Annotated in this window: 15 protein-coding genes, 1 rRNA gene and 1 pseudogene; 10 read left to right on the forward strand and 7 right to left on the reverse strand. The window is 63.2% G+C overall.

What is annotated here, in order from left to right; all coding sequences use genetic code 11:
* From V6M89_RS29895 to ppnP, 6 genes and pseudogenes are all read left to right on the forward strand, one after another.
* Nucleotides 1–424 (forward strand): annotated as a pseudogene (locus V6M89_RS29895) (CheR family methyltransferase); the annotation flags it as partial.
* Nucleotides 425–436: 12 nt separating this feature from the next.
* Complete coding sequence (locus V6M89_RS29900) at nucleotides 437–1,123, forward strand: chemotaxis protein CheW (protein ID WP_332856632.1); 687 nt, start codon at nucleotides 437–439, stop codon at nucleotides 1,121–1,123.
* A complete protein-coding gene (locus V6M89_RS29905) occupies nucleotides 1,120–3,408 on the forward strand; it encodes a hybrid sensor histidine kinase/response regulator (RefSeq protein WP_332856633.1) in 2,289 nt (762 codons plus the stop codon). The genes V6M89_RS29900 and V6M89_RS29905 overlap by 4 nt, the downstream gene beginning before the upstream one ends.
* Nucleotides 3,405–4,442: a chemotaxis-specific protein-glutamate methyltransferase CheB gene (cheB, locus tag V6M89_RS29910; protein ID WP_332856634.1), complete on the forward strand. Its 1,038-nt coding sequence runs from the start codon at nucleotides 3,405–3,407 to the stop codon at nucleotides 4,440–4,442. Before V6M89_RS29905 ends, cheB begins: the two co-directional genes overlap by 4 nt.
* Nucleotides 4,443–4,464: 22 nt before the next feature.
* On the forward strand, nucleotides 4,465–5,514 hold the full coding sequence (locus tag V6M89_RS29915; RefSeq protein ID WP_332856635.1) for a diguanylate cyclase: 1,050 nt from the start codon (nucleotides 4,465–4,467) through the stop codon (nucleotides 5,512–5,514).
* Nucleotides 5,515–5,528: 14 nt separating this feature from the next.
* Nucleotides 5,529–5,843 carry a pyrimidine/purine nucleoside phosphorylase gene (gene ppnP / locus V6M89_RS29920; RefSeq protein WP_020705687.1) on the forward strand — a complete coding sequence of 105 codons (315 nt, stop codon included), beginning with the start codon at nucleotides 5,529–5,531 and terminating at the stop codon, nucleotides 5,841–5,843.
* 99 nt (nucleotides 5,844–5,942) lie between these two features.
* On the opposite strand, the gene murB is transcribed toward ppnP, so the two are convergent.
* On the reverse strand, nucleotides 5,943–6,971 hold the full coding sequence (gene murB / locus V6M89_RS29925; protein ID WP_332856636.1) for a UDP-N-acetylmuramate dehydrogenase: 1,029 nt from the start codon (nucleotides 6,969–6,971) through the stop codon (nucleotides 5,943–5,945).
* A gap of 155 nt (nucleotides 6,972–7,126) precedes the next feature.
* Here murB and V6M89_RS29930 point away from each other — a divergent pair, with 155 nt between their 5' ends.
* Both V6M89_RS29930 and V6M89_RS29935 read left to right on the forward strand, forming a co-directional pair.
* Nucleotides 7,127–7,612 (forward strand): YajQ family cyclic di-GMP-binding protein, encoded by a 486-nt coding sequence (locus V6M89_RS29930; RefSeq protein WP_020705685.1) that lies wholly within the window; start codon nucleotides 7,127–7,129, stop codon nucleotides 7,610–7,612.
* A 158-nt stretch (nucleotides 7,613–7,770) separates the two neighbouring features.
* Complete coding sequence (locus V6M89_RS29935) at nucleotides 7,771–9,027, forward strand: nitronate monooxygenase (RefSeq protein WP_332856637.1); 1,257 nt, start codon at nucleotides 7,771–7,773, stop codon at nucleotides 9,025–9,027.
* Between the two features lie 40 nt (nucleotides 9,028–9,067).
* Here the strand turns inward: V6M89_RS29935 and V6M89_RS29940 are convergent, their stop codons facing one another.
* A complete protein-coding gene (locus tag V6M89_RS29940; protein ID WP_332856638.1) occupies nucleotides 9,068–10,003 on the reverse strand; it encodes an exopolyphosphatase in 936 nt (311 codons plus the stop codon).
* Nucleotides 10,004–10,262: 259 nt separating this feature from the next.
* On the opposite strand from V6M89_RS29940, the gene V6M89_RS29945 reads away from it, so the two are divergent.
* On the forward strand, nucleotides 10,263–10,967 hold the full coding sequence (locus V6M89_RS29945) for a hypothetical protein (protein WP_332856639.1): 705 nt from the start codon (nucleotides 10,263–10,265) through the stop codon (nucleotides 10,965–10,967).
* 29 nt (nucleotides 10,968–10,996) lie between these two features.
* A complete protein-coding gene (locus tag V6M89_RS29950) occupies nucleotides 10,997–11,575 on the forward strand; it encodes a C39 family peptidase (RefSeq protein WP_332856640.1) in 579 nt (192 codons plus the stop codon).
* A 5-nt stretch (nucleotides 11,576–11,580) separates the two neighbouring features.
* On the opposite strand, the gene V6M89_RS29955 is transcribed toward V6M89_RS29950, so the two are convergent.
* From V6M89_RS29955 to rrf, 5 genes are all read right to left on the reverse strand, one after another.
* A complete protein-coding gene (locus V6M89_RS29955; protein ID WP_332856641.1) occupies nucleotides 11,581–12,078 on the reverse strand; it encodes a hypothetical protein in 498 nt (165 codons plus the stop codon).
* A gap of 28 nt (nucleotides 12,079–12,106) precedes the next feature.
* Nucleotides 12,107–13,954, reverse strand: coding sequence for a LysM peptidoglycan-binding domain-containing M23 family metallopeptidase (locus V6M89_RS29960; RefSeq protein WP_332856642.1), 1,848 nt, complete (start codon nucleotides 13,952–13,954; stop codon nucleotides 12,107–12,109).
* 16 nt (nucleotides 13,955–13,970) lie between these two features.
* Nucleotides 13,971–14,483, reverse strand: a complete 513-nt coding sequence (locus V6M89_RS29965; RefSeq protein WP_332856643.1) for a hypothetical protein — start codon at nucleotides 14,481–14,483, stop codon at nucleotides 13,971–13,973.
* A 43-nt stretch (nucleotides 14,484–14,526) separates the two neighbouring features.
* On the reverse strand, nucleotides 14,527–17,517 hold the full coding sequence (locus V6M89_RS29970) for a type VI secretion system Vgr family protein (protein WP_332856644.1): 2,991 nt from the start codon (nucleotides 17,515–17,517) through the stop codon (nucleotides 14,527–14,529).
* A 189-nt stretch (nucleotides 17,518–17,706) separates the two neighbouring features.
* A 5S ribosomal RNA gene (gene rrf, locus V6M89_RS29975) occupies nucleotides 17,707–17,819 on the reverse strand.
* Nucleotides 17,820–17,834: the final 15 nt, after the last annotated feature.

The following is a 17,834-nucleotide window of genomic DNA, read 5'->3' on the forward strand; positions in this document are numbered from 1 at the left end:
GCGCCGTGCCGCGCCGCCGGCCGCCTCTGCGCCGGCGCCAGCGCCAGTGGCGAAGCCGGCGCACCGGCTGGCGCCTGTCCCCGCCCCGGCGCCAGCAAAGCCTTCCGCCATCGACCTGCTGGCCGAAGCCCGCCGGCTGGCCGACCTGGGACAACTGAAGGAAGCTGAGAACGTGAGCCGCGACCACCTGGCGCAGGCGCCCGATTCGGCGGAAGCCTATTTCATCCTCGGCCTGGTCAACGAACTGACGAACAAGCACAAGCTCGCGGAAGACTACTGGAAGCGCTGCATCTACCTGCAACCGGACCATTACGAAGCGCTATGCCACCTGGCCCTGCTGGCCGAGACCAACAACGACCCTGGCGCCGCCACCGCGCTGAAGGCCCGCGCCGCGCGCATCTACAAACGCCAGCAAGGATCCTGAGGGCGCCCAACCATGAATACGACCACCTCCCCTATCGCCATCGCCAGCATCGACGACTGCTGGAACCGCATCGGCGTCGTCGGCGACCAAAGCTGCGAGAAGCTGGAACAGGCGGTCCACTGCCGCAACTGCGACGTGTACGCGGCCGCCGCCCAGCGCAACCTGCAGCGCGTCGTCGGCGACGATTACAAAAAAGACTGGGCCGCCCATTTCCGCCAGGCCGCCGCCGGCGCGCAACAACTGGACGCTTCCTGCCTGGTGTTCCGCATCGGCCGCGAATGGCTGTCGCTGCCGACCAAGATGTTCGTGTCGGTGGCACAGCAGGCCAAGCCGCACCGCCTGCCGCACCGCGCGGAACGCGGCTTGAGCGGCATCGTCAACGTCGGCGGCACGCTGTATCCCTGCATGTCGCTGGCGGCGCTGCTGGGCATCGACGAAAACGAGGGCGAGGCCGCCACCGATCGCCACACCTTTGCGCGCCTGCTGCTGACGCAATGGGAAGACCAGGCCTATGCGCTGCCGGTGGCCGACCTGCACGGCATCCTGCGCTACGCCACCGCCTCGGTGCAGGCGCCGGCCGCCACCATCAACAAGGGCCTGTCGCGCTTCCTGTCGGGCGTGATAGCGCATGAAGACATGCATATCGGCGTGCTCGATGCGGCGCTGATCGGCTACCAACTTGCGAGGGTACTGCGATGAGCCAGAGCAGCGACAACAACGGAGACCTGAGCCAGTTTTCCATGCTGGACCTGTTCCGCATGGAGGCCGAAAGCCAGACCCAGATCCTGACCGACGGCCTGCTGGCCATGGAGCGCCTGAAGGACGACGCCGGCGCCATCGAATCGATGATGCGCGCGGCGCACTCGATCAAGGGCGCGGCCGCCATCGTCGGCCTGGAAGTGGTGGTGCAGCTGGCGCATGGCATGGAGGACGCCTTCATCGCCGCCCAGAACGGCAAGCTGGCGCTCACGCCCAACCGCGTCGACGTGCTGCTGGCGGGCGTCGACCTGATCCTCCAGCTATCGCGCCTGCAGGACAGCGGCGTCGACGCCTGGCTGGGCGCCAACGCCACGCTGATCAGGCAGACGCTGGACGCCATCGCCACCATCGCCTTCCTGCCCGAGCCGGTGAACCTGCGGGCCGAAGCCGGCCTGCCGCCGCTAGGCGCGCCCAGCGCGCCAGCCGTTGCCAGCGCCGCCGCGCCGGCCGCTGCCGCCGAGGAAACGCCGGCCATCGCGCCGCGCACGCCGGCGGCGCTGAAGGCCGCGCAGAACTTCGACCGGCTGCTGTCGCTGGCCAGCGAGTCGCGCATCAACGCGCACCAGATGCATCCCTTCATCCAGGACATGCAGCGCTTCAAACGCAACCAGAGCAGCCTGTTCGCGCTGGTCGAGCAACTGCACGAGGCGATCGCCAACAGCAGCGACGCCGGCCTGAAAGAGAAGTCGCTGCTGGCGCTGCAAAAGACCCACCCGCTCAAGCAGTTCGTGCTGGAGCATATCGCCGACATCGAGGCCTACGAGCGCCGCCTGCTGGCCGTTTCGCAAGGCATGGTGGACGAGGTGCTGACGCTGCGCATGCGCCCCTTCCGCGACGGCGTGCAGGCCTTCCCGCGCATGGTGCGCGACCTGGCCCGCAACATGGGCAAGGACGTGCAGCTGCAGATCATCGGCGAGGACACGCTGGTCGACCGCGACATCCTGGCCAAAATCGAAAGTCCGCTCAACCACATGCTGCGCAACGCCGTCGACCACGGCATGGACGCACCGGACGCCCGCGTCGCCGCCGGCAAGCCCGCCGTGGGCACCATCGTGCTGGAGGCGAAGCACCGCGCCGGCATGCTCAGCATCGAGATCAGCGACGACGGCCGCGGCGTGGACCTGGAAAAAATCCGCACCCGCGTGGTGGAGCGCAAGATGGCCAGCCAGCAGATGGCGGCCTCGCTGTCGCCGGCGGAGCTGCTGGAGTTCCTGTTCCTGCCGGCCTTCAGCCTGAAGGAAAACACCACCGAGATTTCCGGGCGCGGCGTCGGCCTGGACATCGTGCACGAAACCATACGCTCGCAGAACGGCACCGTGCGCATCGAATCGGAACTGGGCGTCGGCTTCCGCACCTTCATCACGCTGCCGCTGACGCAATCGATCGTGCGCGCGCTGGTGGTGGACGTCAAGGGCGAGGCCTACGCCGTGCCCATCGTGCAGGTGGAGCGCGTGGTCAAGGTGCCGCAGTCGGCCATCCACACGCTGGAGAGCAAGCAGTTCTTCGATCTGGGCGGCGAGCATCTGGGTCTGGTCTCGGCCTCGCAGGTGCTGGAACTGGGCGACACCGACGCCAGCAGCGACGAACTGGCGGTGGTCGTCATCGGCAGCGGCACGCGCCGCTACGCGCTGGTGGTGGAGGCGATACGCGGCGAACAAAGCCTGGCGGTGCAGGCGCTCGACCCGATCTTCGGCAAGATGCGCGACATCTCCGCCGCCGCCCTGCTCGACGACGGCGAGCCGGTGCTGATCCTCGACGTGCCCGACCTGCTGCTCTCGATCGACAAGCTGCTGCACGAAGGCGGCCTGCATCAACTGGCCAAGTCCGACCAGGCCGAGCGCCGCAAGACCAAGCGCATACTGGTGGTGGACGATTCGCTCACGGTGCGCGAGATGGAGCGCAAGCTGCTGCTCGGCCGCGGCTATCTGGTCGATATCGCCATCGACGGCATCGACGGCTGGAACGTGGTGCGCAGCGGCGACTACGACCTGGTGATCACCGACGTCGACATGCCGCGCATGGACGGCATCGAACTGGTCACGCTGATCAAAAAGGACATTCACCTGCATAAACTGCCAGTCATGATAGTCTCTTACAAAGACCGTCCCGAAGACCGCGCACGCGGGCTGTCGGCCGGCGCCGACTACTACCTGACCAAGGGCAGCTTTCACGACGAGACGCTGCTCGACGCCGTCAACGATCTGATAGGAGATGCCCGCAGATGAAAATCGCCATCGCCAACGATGTAGCCATGGCAGCCGAAGCGCTGCGGCGGGTCGTCGCCAGCACTGCGGAGCACCAGGTACTGTGGATCGCCCGCACCGGCGCCGAGGCGGTGCGCATGTGCTCGGACAACCGCCCGGACCTGATCCTGATGGACCTGAACATGCCGGAGCTGGACGGCGTCGAGGCGACCCGGCAGATCATGGAGCAAAGCCCGTGCGCCATCCTGGTGGTGACCGGGCGGCCGCAGGACAACGTCAACCAGGTGTTCCGCGCGCTGGGCGCCGGCGCGCTGGACGTGACGGCGACCCCGGTGCTGCAAGGCCAGCCCGGAGGCGATGCCGAACTGCTGGCCAAGATCCGCACCATGGACAAGCTGATACGCCACAGCGGCGGCAGCCAGGCGATGATGCCGAAGACGGCGTCCAGCGGCAACGGCGCCGAGTCGCACGACGGCATGGAGCGCGTCACCTCGCTGCTGGCGATCGGCGCCTCCACCGGTGGCCCGGTGGCGGTCTCCAAGATGCTGGCGGGCTGGAAGCCGCCGCGCGGCTGCGCGGTGGTGGTGGTGCAGCACATCGACCAGCATTTCGCCGACAATTTCGCCCGCTGGCTGGGCGAACAGCTGGAGATGCCGGTGCGCGCCATCGAGGAAGGCGACGAACTGGTGGCGGGCACCGTCCTGATCGCCAAGAGCAACGACCACTTAACGCTGGATCAAAACTATCGCTTGCGTTACGATGCAACCCCCAAGGACTACGCCTACCGCCCGTCGGTCGACGTGTTTTTCCATTGTGTGGCGCAGCACTGGAAGGGCGAAGCGGTGGGCGTGCTGCTGACCGGCATGGGCCGCGACGGCGCCGAAGGCCTGCTGGCCATGCGCCGCGCCGGCCACGCCACCATCGCCCAGGACCAGGCCAGCAGCGCGGTCTACGGCATGCCGCGCGCCGCCGCCGAGCTGGATGCGGCGCAGATGATTTTACCGCTGGCGAAGATCGGCACAGTCTTGCGCAACACCCTGGGCGGCCGCAGCTGATTTACCTTTAAAGAGAACACTGATGTCCGAAGTACACGCAACCGCAGCAGATCCGGAACACGCGCTGACCGCCTTCAAGGTCAGGGTGTTGCTGGTGGACGACCAGTTGATCATCGTCGAGGCAGTGCGCCGCATGCTGAGCGACCAGGCCGACATCGAATTCCATTACGTGACCGACGCCACCAAGGCACTGGAAACTGCAAAGCAATTGCAGCCGACCGTGATCCTGCAGGATCTGGTGATGCCGTCCATCGACGGCTTCGGCATGATCCAGCTCTACCGCGAGAGCGAAGAGCTGCGCAATGTGCCGGTGATCGTCCTCTCGGCCAAGGAAGACCCCAAGCTCAAGGCGCACAGCTTCGCCACCGGCGCCAACGACTACATGGTCAAGCTGCCCGACAAGCTGGAGCTGCTGGCGCGCGTGCGCTATCACTCCGGCGCCCATATCAACCGCCTGCAGCGCGACCAGGCCTTCCGCTTCCTGCGCGAGAGCCAGAAGCAGCTGGCGGACGCCAACATCGAACTGCAAAAGCTGGCGGCGCTTGACGGCCTGACCGGCATCGCCAACCGCCGCAGCTTCGACGACACCATGCACATCGAATGGCAGCGCGGCCAGCGCGACAAGCAGCCTTTGACGCTGCTGCTGTGCGACGTCGATTTTTTCAAGCTGTATAACGACAGCTTCGGCCACCTGGCGGGCGATTTGTGCCTGAAAAAAGTGGCCGCAGTATTGACCGAACATCTCAAGCGCCCGGCCGACCTGGCCGCGCGCTACGGCGGCGAAGAATTCGCCATCATCCTGCCGGATACACCACTGACTGGGGCGCTGATCGTGGCCGAGTCGTGCCGCCGCCACCTGGAACAGCTGGCCATCGAGAATCCGCAGGCGGATACCGAGTTCTCCACCGTTACCATGTCGATCGGCGTGGCCAGCGTGGTGCCCTCCTCCGCCTCCAGCATCGAACAGCTGATCCAGCAAGCCGACCAGGCGCTCTATGCCGCCAAGCGCGGTGGCCGCAACCGCGTGGTGAACGCGGCCGACCTGCCTGGTCTCCCCTCCGTATCGAACTAAGGAAAAACAGCAGCATGAGTGCTCAATTTGATCAAGTCAGCGTCGTCAAGAAATCGAATATCTACTTCGACGGCAAATGCGTTTCGCACAATGTGATCTTCGCCGACGGCAGCAAGAAAAGCGTCGGCGTGATCTTCCCCTCCAGCCTGACCTTCAACACCGGCGCGCCGGAAACGATGGAGATCATCGGCGGCGTGTGCAAGGTGCGCCTGGCCGGCGCCAGCGAATGGCAGACCTACGCGGCGGGCCAGGAATTCAAAGTGGGCGGCAATTCGAGCTTTGATATCGAGACCGTCGAGACGGTCGATTACGTTTGCCACTTCGGCTAGAGGGTCATTCCCGCGTAAGCGGGAATCCATACTGAGTAGGTATCGGAGGCGTTCTATGGATTCCCGCTTTCGCGGGAATGACAGCTTCGCCTTCGGCTTTTAAATAAACACCGGCTCAGGTTCCAGCAGCACACCATAGCGCGCCTGCACATCCGCCTGGATCGCGCGCGCCAGCGCCACCACATCGGCGCCTTGCGCGCCGCCGTTATTCACCAGCACCAGCGCCTGTTTCGGGTACACGCCCGCCGCGCCCAGGTTGCGCCCCTTCCATCCGCATTGATCGATCAGCCATCCCGCCGCCAGCTTCTCGCTGCCATCCGGCTGCGCGTGGTGCACCAGCGTCGGGAAGCGCTCCAGCAGCGCCGCGCATTGCGCGCCCGTCACCACCGGGTTCTTGAAGAAGCTGCCGGCGTTGCCAATCACCGCGGGATCGGGCAGCTTGCGGCGGCGGATCGCGATCACCGTGTCGGCCACCTGCTGCGCGCTCGCCACGGCCAGGCCCTGCTCCGCCACCGCCTGCGCCAGTTCGGCGTAGCGCAGGTTGGGCTGCCACTGCTTCGGCAGCGCGAAGCAGACGTCGAGGATGATCAGGTGGCGGCCGCCCTCCTGCTTGAAGATACTGTCGCGATACGCGAAGCGGCAGGCGGCGGCATCCATCGTGCGCGTGCTGCCGTCCGACGGATCGAACACCGTCACGCTGTGGAACACGTCCTTGGTCTCCAGGCCGTAGGCGCCGATGTTCTGGATCGGCGCCGCGCCCACCGTACCCGGTATCAGCGACAGGTTTTCCAGTCCGCCCACGCCCTGCGCCAGCGTCCACTGCACGAACTCGTGCCAGTTCTCGCCGGCCGCCGCGCGCACATAATGGTGGCGCTCATCGCCGGCCAGCACTTCACGCCCCTTCAGCGCGATGTGCAAGACCAGTCCGGGAAAGTCTCCGGTCAACAGCAAATTGCTGCCGCCGCCCAGCACCAGCTTCGGCGCAGAAACCCAGGCGGCATCGGCAAAAACGCCGAGCAGTTGCTCTGTTTTCGTCACGCGCAAATACGCGTGCGCCGTCGCCGCAATGCCGAATGTATTAAGAGACTGGAGTGGGAACTGGTATTGAATGGCTGACTGTGGATGCATGGAGGAAAAACCTGGGAAATTTCATCGATTATAGAGCGAAACAAGCAAAAAACCAGCGCCGATATGGCGGCATCGGGCCGGTTGTCCGTTAAAATGTCAGTCTTTGATGCAGCGGATTTGATTCACGCTGCATGCCACACGAAAAGGAAATAGTTATGCCGTCGTTTGATGTAGTCTCCGAAGCCGATATGATCGAAGTGAAGAATGCCGTCGAGCAATCTCAAAAAGAAATCGCCACCCGTTTTGACTTCAAGGGTACCGGCGCCTCCGTCGAGCACAAGGAAAACGAACTGACCGTCGTCGCCGACTCCGAATTCCAGCTGCAACAGGTACGTGATGTGCTGACCAATAAGCTGTCCAAGCGCAAGGTTGACGTGCGCTTCCTGGAAGACGGCGACATCAAGAAAATCGGCGGCGACAAGGTCAAGCAAGTGATCAAGATCAAGAACGGCATCGAATCCGACGATGCCAAGAAGATCGTGCGCGTCATCAAGGATAGCAAGATGAAAGTGCAAGCGAGCATCCAGGGCGAAGCCGTGCGCGTCACCGGCGCCAAGCGCGACGACCTGCAGGCGGCCATGGCCATGCTGCGCAAGGACGTGCCGGAAATGCCGCTGGAATTCAACAACTTCCGCGACTGACCTCTTCGCGCGACGCCCGCCGCGGCGTCACAATGCTGTAGTACACATGGAGTAGAATCGAACCGGGCTCCATGCAAGGTGTACTGCCGCGCGACCGCATATTACGCATAGCGCCGGGCTTAGTTCCCGGCAACCACTACGGTAGTCTAAGGATAGCAATGAAACGTGTTGATGATTTCCGCCTGCGCTTTGGCAAAAACGAGTACGTGCCCATCATGGTCGGCGGCATGGGCGTGGATATTTCGACGTCCGAGCTGGCGCTGGAAGCGGCCCGCCTGGGCGGCATCGGCCATATCTCGGACGCCATGGTGGAAGACGTGTCGGACCGCAAGTTCGACACCAGCTTCGTCAAGGACAAGACCAAGCTCTACAAGTTCAATATCAACAACATGGACAAGTCCGTGGTGCAGTTCGACCTGGAACGCCTGGCCGACGCGCAGCGCCGCCACATCGGCGCCACCATGGCGGCGAAGCAAGGCCCTGGCCTGATCTTCGTCAACTGCATGGAAAAGCTGACCATGAACGGCCCGCGCGAAACCCTGCGCACCCGCCTCAATGCGGCGCTGGACGCCGGCATCGACGGCATCACGCTGTCGGCCGGCCTGCACTTCGGCTCGTTCGCGCTGATGGCCGACCACCCGCGCTTCCGCGAAGCCAAGCTGGGCATCATCGTGTCGTCGGTGCGCGCGCTGCAGATCTTCCTGCGCAAGAACGCCAAGCTGGACCGTCTGCCGGACTACATCATCGTCGAAGGCCCGCTGGCCGGCGGCCACCTGGGCTTCGGCATGGACTGGGCCGAGTACGACCTGATGACCATCACCCAGGAACTGCTGGACTACCTGAAGGCGGAGAACCTTGAAATTCCACTGATCGCGGCCGGCGGCATCTTCACCGGCAGCGACGCGGTGCGCTTCCTGGAAGCGGGCGCGGCGGGCGTGCAGGTGGCGACCCGCTTCACCGTGACCAATGAGTGCGGCCTGCCGGCCAAGGTCAAGCAGGAATACTTCAAGGCGTCGGAAGAGGACATCATCGTCAACGGCGTCTCGCCGACCGGCTACCCGATGCGCATGCTCAAGAACACGCCGGCGATCGGCGCCGGCATCCGTCCGGGCTGCGAATCGTATGGCTACCTGCTGGACGCGACCGGCAACTGCGCCTACATCAACTCCTACAACCGCGAAGTGGCGGCGCATCCGGACGAGAAGAACATCGTGGTGATGGACAAGACCTGCCTGTGCACCCACATGCGCAACTTCAACTGCTGGACTTGCGGGCACTATACCTATCGCCTGAAAGACACCTCGCACAAGAAGGCCAGCGGCGAGTATCAGTTGCTGACCGCCGAGCATGTGTTCAAGGACTACCAGTTCAGCATAGACAACCAGATCGCCCTTCCTGAAAAAGAAGAAGTCTGAATGAAAAACGGCGCTCACTGAGCGCCGTTTGCTTATCTGGTCAGCCTTCCGAGTTTATTCGGGCGATCAACGCTCCCAGCACCTCTTCCGAGAGTTCGTTGTCGACCTGGCAGGTGCCGGCATTCTCATGCCCGCCACCGCCGTATTCCAGCATCAGCGCGCCGATGTTGGTCTTGGACGTGCGGTTCAGGATCGATTTGCCGGTGGCGAACACCGTGTTCTGGTTCTTCAGGCCCCACAGCACGTGGATCGAGATATTCGTCTGCGGATACATCGCATAGATGATGAAGCGGTTGCCGGCGTAGATGATCTCTTCATCGCGCAGATCCAGCACCACCAGGTTCTTGTGCACCGTCGCGCAACGGCGGATCTGCTCCTTGCACTTCTCGGCGTGCTCGAAGTACAGGTCCTTGCGCTCCCGCACGTCCGGCAAGGCCATGATCTCGGCGATCGTATGGTTCTTGCAGTAGTCGATCAGGTCCATCATCAGGTTGTAGTTCGAGATGCGGAACTCGCGGAAGCGGCCCAGTCCGGTGCGCGCGTCCATCAGGAAGTTCAGCAGATCCCATCCCTCTGGATTCAGCACTTCCTGCTCGTTGAAGCGGGCCGCATCGCCCTTGTCCACCGCCACCATCATGTCTTCCCACGAGGCAGGAAAAGCTTTCCCGGCGCCGTAGTAGTCGTACACCACGCGCGCGGCCGACGGCGCTTCCGGGTGGATCACGTGGTTCTTGCGCTCGCCCGTGTTGCGGATGGTTTCCGACAGATGGTGGTCGAAAGCGATATGCACACCGGGCACGAACGGCAGATTGGTGGTGATGTCGTTGTCGCTGATGGCGATCTTACCGTCCTGCATATCCTTCGGATGCACAAACAGGATCTCATCGATCATGTCCAGATGCTTCAACAGGACTGCGCACACCAAACCGTCGAAGTCACTGCGCGTAACCAGCCGGTATTTTTTTGCTTCTGACATGAATGCACCTCTGTGGAATGAACAAGACGATGGACTTAATAATACAACCCAATTCTGCACGTGGACAGCAATTGTGATGGCACGTTGCAATACGTCACAATAGACCGCTCCACCTTTCGATTGTCAGGAAACGAAACATTCGCACAGCATCTGTCTCAATTGTAGAAAAACGACAAACTTGCAATTTGGATTACCTAGAATGGCTGCGCCGTCCCGATGCCGGCGGCCCTTTCCATCCATATGCAAGGAGACAGAAACTATGCCCCGTATTTCCACATTCCTCGGGCTGGCCGCGGCCGGCTGCCTGAGTCTGACCAGCCCCGCGCTGCTGGCGCAGACCGCGCAAATTGCCGCCTCGCCGCAGGCGCAACTCGATGGCGCAAGCAGCGCCGTCCGGCGCGACTTCACGCAATTCGTCCAGTACCAGGTGCAGAACCACGCCGGCAGCGCGCCTCAGGGATTCCCGCTGGAAGTGGCCGACGTCCAAGACCTGAAGGATGCCCGCATCGCCTACGGCTTCCCGGTCTACACCGTCGCCCCCGCCGACCTGCTGGCCGGCCGCAGCGAACTGCGGACGCTGGCCAAGCCCACCGGCATCTGGCGTTTCGTCATCACCCTGGCCGACCAGCCGATCGGCCTGGCAACGGTGGAGCAAGTCAACGGCAAATGGGAGACGGTGGCCTATGGCGCGGCCGTGATGGCCAAGGACCTGGACGCGGCCATGAGCGCGTACGCCAACCCGGAGCGCTCGAATGTGCGCGTGCTGCGCATCTATCAGGCGCAGTCCGACCTGCTGGAGGTGCACGGCGGCCAGGGCGGCGCGGCGCGCTACGCGCCACTGCATTCGGCCCGCCAGTCGCTGCTGCTGCAACGCAAAGGCGCAGGCGATGGCTTGCTCGATGCAAGCGAACTGCTGGAGCCGCTGCGCGCCGCGGTCAAGAAAAACCTGGAAAGCGCGCGCTGAGCCGCCGCGCCTGACACAAGGAGATCCACATGAAAAAACTCAACCGCCTGATCTTGAGCGCAGCCCTGCTGGCAGCGCTGCCGTCCGCCTTCGCGCAATGGAAAACCCTGAACGTGCCGCTGGTCACGCAAGAGCACAGCCAGTGGTGCTGGGCCGGCTCCAGCAAGGCCGTCCTGAACTTCTACGGACAAACGCCCAGCCAGTGCCAGATCGTCAATTGGGCCTTCGGCCTGAACTACGCTTGCGGCAATTCAAACTTCAACTGGAACAGCAACGCCAACCAGCCCAACAGCATGTACGGCAGCAATGGCAGCGTGCAGAACATCCTGAAGGCCTGGGGCGTGGCCAACACGGCCTACAACTCGGCCTCGTCCTGGAACAGCGTGGTGTCCGACATCAACGCCAACCGGCCGTTCGTGATCCGCTACGGCTGGACCGGCGGCGGCGGCCACATCATGGTGGGACGCGGCTATGAAACCGTCAACGGGGTCAACTATGTGTACATCATGAACCCGTGGCCGGGCGAAGGCCAGACCTACCGCACCTACAGCTCGGCGGTGTACGCATCCGACCACCAATGGACGCATACCCAGCGCATGAACAACTGAGCGCCTTACGGCCCTTGCTCGACGCCGATCGTGAAATCCAGCATGTCGTCGACGGTTGATGCCTCGAAGCTCGCATAGCGCTGCGGGCCGCCCTTGCTTGCCGGCTTGATGTTCCACGTCATGCTGCATTCGCCCTTCACCGTGCTCGGCTTGCCGAAATTCCGGGTCAGGATTTTCTTGACGTAGGCGCAGTTGGCCGCGCCAATAAACGAAGCCTGCACCAGCTCGATATTGCCGCCCATCTCCGGCGACATCGCGAAGCTGTCGGTCTTGACTTTTTCTCCGCACTCCACGTTGCCGCGCTTGAGCTGTTCGCGCTCGGGGCGCGTGCTCGGCTTGCACCACGGAGCCAGTTGCTGCATTGCCTGCTTCCAGTTGCTTGTGAACAGCTTGGGTGAGGCGATCACGTCAAAGACGTGCTCCGCAGGAGTAGGTTCGCTTTGCGCCTGGGCGCAAGCACTGATGGCCAGGCACAGGCCCAGCATGATGTAATTTGTTTTCATTGTGATCCAGTCGTTTAGTTCGTCAGGCTTAAGTCAGCACGCACTTGTCGAGCGTCGCAGTCGGGTCCATCAAATCGGCGCGGCGCTGGAACGGGCCCCGCTTCTTGTCGGTGAGTTGGCTCTTGGCAGTCGACAGATTACTGCTATACAGCTCCAGATGCAGCATCGTGTCCTTATGGTGCTTGCCGTTCTCCTTGATCAGCTGGCCAACTTTGCCGATCACGTCGCCGCGCTTGACCTCCTTGCCGCGCATGGCCTGCTGCTCCTTGCCGCTACGCGGCGCCACCTCGCCGTAGCGAACTATGAAGTCGCCATGATCGACTTCCACCGCGTCGGTATGCCAATAGAAGGAATAGCACTGCAGGATCACGCCGTCGGCCATCGCCCGCACCTCGGTGCCGACCGGCGCGTACAGGTCGCAGCCGGCGTGGCGCCGCGCGCCTCGGCTGGAATTGAATTGCCTGGCCCCCTCGTGATACGAGGCCGATGGCCGCTTCTCGAAGGGGAACAACAAGCCCTCCTTGAGCGCCTTGCCGGTCGCCGGCGGATCCTGCTTCACCTTCTTCTTGATTTCCTTCTCCACCGTCTCGTGCTTGACGGCCTTTTCCTTCTTGCGCTGCGCGACCTCGTCGCTGGTGGCGCCGCCACGGATGGCCACCACCTGCTCGGTGCCGGCGTGCTGCTGCGCCTGGTTACCTTGGGGCAGCATGATATGACTGCGCTTGTGCTCGACGATGGCAGGCACCGCCGCCGGATGCACGTTCATCGTCTGCTCCAGATAGGCGCCGATCAGCGACATCGGCGGCCGCCGCCACAGATACTCGCCTTCGTGCAGCTTGAGCTGTTGCCCCACCTTGAGCTGGTTCGGATTGGCGATATGGTTGATTTTTTGCAGCTCGGCGACCGTCGTGTGATTCTCCTTGGCGATCTGCGACAAGGTTTCCTTGTCCTTTACCTCGTGCGTCTCTTCCGTGCTAAAGCCGTTCACCTGCAGCAGATCCTTGTACTGGGGATTGAGGATCACGAACAGCACTTCCGACAGGCCAGGCGCAATGATGGGCGAGGTATGACCGTTGCCGTCGGTCTTGCCCAGCACGACCTCAGGCTTGTCCTTGCTGCCCTGCACCTTGACCGGACGTCCCTGCGTGCCGGCCTTGGCCGGGAAGATCGCCACATAAGGTTGGCCGGCGTAGGGTTTGTCGTCCTTGGTCAGCAGTTTGAAGGACAGATTGGTCTTAGCCGCCAGCAGCTTTTCCAGCGGATCGAGATACGGCAGTATCTTCGTCTGGATAATCTTCAGCACGGCTTTTGGACGCTCTTCGGCCATGTTGTCGGCGTTGGCCTGGAAGTACCAGCCCTCGTGATGGAACAGATACAAATGCTTTTCGTAGTGCTTGCCGAAATACTTGATGGCGCGTTCCTTGGCGAACATGTACGACAGCACGATGCCGTAGGCGCCGCGCTCGGCGTCGAACACGCGGCCCTCCAGTTCCAGCACAAAGCCCAGCCGCTTCTTCGACACTTCCGGCTTGGCGGCCTCTTCCACGGTGGCCTTGGTGTACTGGCCCAGGCCGGCGGCGGACGTGGTGCCGGCCGCCGCGTCGGGATTGAAGCCCGATTCGATCTTGCAGAACAGCAGCATGTGCGCGATGTCGCGGTACGGCAGCTTGTAGCGCGCACCGATCTCCACCAGCATGTCGATGATGCGGTCCTGCACCTGCGGCGTGGCGTCGCCATGGATGCGCGACAGCCCGGCCAACGCGCCGGCCGGCTTGTCGATCTTGGGCTGCATGTGCAGGTAGGAGTATTTCTTGATCTTGTCTTCGCTGTACGCGGCCCCTTTGGACGCGCGCAAGATCTCGTAAATGGTAGACACTGGCGGCTCCCTGCCCTTAACGCGGCATGATCGATTTGACTTTCTTCATATGGCCGTCGCTGTGCGTCAGCGCCTGCTCATATTTGGCGCTGTCTTCATTCTCGATCAGCACGCCGGCCTCGTCATAGATGGAATACGCCTCCGCATACGGCGCCGAGCCGCCGCCGATCGAGTAATACATGACCGCGACGTCGCCCTTGTCGCCGCGCGCGCAAGCCCACTGCGTGACAAACAGCTTGCTGACCTTGCCGCCGGTCTCGACGATGGACTTGGCGCTGGCTTTATTCAGTTCCGGCAGCGTCGCCTTGCGCGTCTTGCCGTCGCGGCTCACGCTCAGGGTCTGTGACTTGCATTGGTTCAGCGTGGCGGCGTCGTTGCTGCGCTTGCAGTCGGACTCGATCACATACTGCGTGTCGCCGCACTGCATTTGCTCGCGCCACGGCGCCTGGTCGCCGGCGCTGCAACCGGCATGCACCAATGCCACGCCCGCAGCCACCAACACCACACTGAATTTATTCTTGATACGCATCTTGCTGCATTCTCCTGATAACGACGGACCTCGCGCGTAGCGCTCAGTCCCAATGGCGATCCATTTCCTGGTGCCATACATTGATGTTTTCCTGATCCCAGCCATCCTTGGTCAGCAAGGTCAGCTCGACCGGCTTGGGTTGGTCGGTACCGACCTTGATGGTCTTGCCCTTGGCGTCGGTGACGCCGTAGTGCAGGCTGCCGTCGGGCAGCTTCAGCAGGTAGGGCTGCTGGGCGACCCGCTGCTCGTCGCGCAACACCTGGTATTGCGCGGCATAGGCATGGTGCACCGACTGGTTCAAATTCAGCTCGCCGTTCGGCAGGCGCGGCAGCACGACCGCTGCGCTGGCCGGACCGGCCAGTTCCTTTTGACTCGCCTTGAAAGTCATGGTGCCGGGGCCATGCAACTCGATGTTGCCACCTTCGAGTTTCAGACAGGCGCCCTGCGCGGTCAGCATCACATGCTGCTTGGCCGCCACGCTGACCGAGCGCGCGACACTGGCCACGGTGATGGCCTTGTCGGCCGTCAAACGCGTTTCACCCGATTGACTCTGGCTGCTAACGCGGCCGCTTGCCGCATGCAGGCGGATGCCGGTTTCCTGGTTCGGCTTCTGCGCATTGCTGGCTTTGCCGTAGGTGAACAAGCTGACGCCGCCGGCGACCATGTGCAGGCTGTTGGCCTGCGCGGCCAGGTTGATGTCCTGTCCCGCGGCCAGGCTGCTGCTGGCTTGGGCGGTGATGACGGCGCTGGCCGGCGTCGCCGCCGCGATTCCTGCCGGGCTGGACAACTGCAAGTGCGCTTCGCGATATGCCGCCGCCGTGCCGAGGCCGCCAGTCGTGTCCTGTTGATCGCTGCCGCTGGCGCTGCGGCCCAGCACTTCGGCGCTGTGCGCCATCGCTGCAATCGCAGGCAGCTCGGCCGGCGCCTTTTCGCCCGCCAGCATGGCCTTGTGTTTTTGCGCGGTTTCCGCCAGTTGCAGCTGCAATTGCTGGCTCGCTTCGGCCTGGCTGCGCGCCTCGCTGGAATCGAGCTGCGCGCCACGGCCGCCGTTGCGGCCATGGCTGGTCAGCAGCATGCCCTGGCCGGCGCGCAATGCGGCGCTGTGCTCGGTCTTCAGCTCGGCGCCAAAGCCGGCAGGCGCGAGGCGCTGGTTATCGGTTTGATGGCGCAGCTGTCCCAGGTTGAGCTCGGCTGTGCCCGCATGTGGCGCGGCGTGATGTTGCAGGGCCAGACGCGGCTCGCCGGGGCTATCGTCAAACACCAGCTGGCTGTAGCTGCCGGCGCCCTGCTGGCTGGCCTGCATGGCCTGCGATTTCAATCCTGACAGCACCGCCGGATGCGCGTGGGCGCCGGTGGCGCCGGGGAACCAGGCGCTGGCGTTGCCGGTCGAGGCGCCCGCACCTTGCGCCACCGCGTTATGCTGAGCGTTATCCGCGCCCTTGCCGTTGTAGAGCGCACCGATCACGACTGGACGGTCGATATTGCCCTCGATAAAATCGACCAGCACCTCCTGCCCGACGCGCGGTACCGCGTTGCTGCCCCAGTTGGCGCCGGCGACCGGCGCCAGCGGCGTCGCCACCCGCACCCAGGTGCCGGAGCTGTCGTCAGCGGGCGCGCCGGTGTGGCTGGCGGCGGCCGGATGGTCGAGGCGGCTGTGGCTGGCGGCGCCGCGCTGCCAGTGAAACTGCACCTTGATCCGATGATCGCGGTCGGTGTGCACCACCGCGCCGGCCGGGCCGACAACGATGGCGCTTTGCTGCCCTCGCATCACAGGCCGTTCGGTCCTGGCGGCGCTCCGGTAAGGCGTGGCGGCGGGAATCGCGTCGATACGGTTGCGGTACAGCGGACGCTCGGCGATGGACGAGCCGACGGCGTGCAAGCTGCCGCGGCTTTCTTGCTGCAGCGCGGCGCTCAACGGCCCCTGCCCCAGCGCCTTGAGTATGCCCCCCTGAATCTCCGCACTCAGATTGTTATGCATCAGGTGCACGACCCGGACAATGAGGAACTGCCGCTGCTGATCGCTGTCAGCAGCATCGAGCTGGCTGACGCCCTGCAGTGTAAAAGTGGTTGCGGGCGCAAGCGTACGGACCGTGCCGGCGCCGACGTGAATTTCACGGCTAGCCTGCAGGGCTTCAACCTGGCGGTCGGCCATGCGCTGGCCATGCTCGCGGCTGGTATAGGCATAGGCGCCGGGAATGTCGTCGCTGGTCAGCATCGCCCCCTCGCCGCTGGCCGTGACGCGGCGCGTGCTACGGGACCGATAATCCCAGCTGCTCAGCTTGACCGCATTGGTCTGCAGGCACATCTCGGTGCGCCAGCGGTCCAGGCTGTCTTCCCGCATGACGGCGCCCGGCTGGGTGTAGCGGATGAACGGCTGGGCATTGGCGACGAAACTGCCATTGTGGTCGGCGATGACCATCGTGTGGCTGCCGAGCGCAGGGCTGTCGGCGTCGCCGCTGTGTTCGTAGAAATAGAACAGGCCTTCCTCCTCCATCAGGCGGGTGATGAAGGCCAGGTCGCTTTCCTGGTACTGCGTGGTCAGGCTGCGCTTGGCGTAGATGTCACGGTCGACGATATCGAAGCGGCGCAAAGGCGTCAGGCGCCCTTGCCCCTCGTAGCTGGCGCACACGGCGTCGATGATGTCGAACACCTGCATGTCCTGGAAAATCCGGCTGTCGCGTCCCAGTCCAAGGAAGGCGGACCACGGTTCAACGGTCAACTGATAGCGCGCAAAGCCTCCGTTGGAGCCATGCAATTCCACCGCCGTGATATGACCGTGGAAAGGGCGCGGCGCGTCGTTGCCGGCGATGGTCAGCAGCTCCAGCAAGACCGGCTGGCCGAGCAGCGATTTCAGGGGGATGGAGGCGTCGGTGGACAGCGCTTCAATACGGTAGGTGAAGCCGGAGCCTATGGTCTCCTCCGCGCGCACCGATTCGGCCAGCAATTTATCGGCGCCGATCGGCGTATGCAGCCGGAGAAGCCGGCTCGACTGGGTAAAACCGTCGAGCATAAGAGATAAAGCCTGGTCGAGCATGCGGGTCGCACTCCTGATGCGGATTAGCCGCGAGATTAATGATTTACCATGTTTGAAGTGAGCATTACACCTCAGTCTGAATCATTTGACAAGAGTGGTTTCAATCGTGCGCAGGGTCACGACAGACGAAATCAACAGACGAAAAAAAGCCCCGACCAAATCATTGGAAGGGGCTTTTTAGTATAACTAGCCTGACGATAACCTACTTTCACACTGGTTGCAGCACTATCATCGGCGCAAAGTTGTTTCACGGTCCTGTTCGGGATGGGAAGGGGTGGGACCAACTTGCTATGGTCATCAGGCATTGACTTGTACGA

Origin of the sequence: Duganella sp. S19_KUP01_CR8, assembly GCF_036688705.1 — a bacterium.
Classification (GTDB): domain Bacteria; phylum Pseudomonadota; class Gammaproteobacteria; order Burkholderiales; family Burkholderiaceae_D; genus Rugamonas.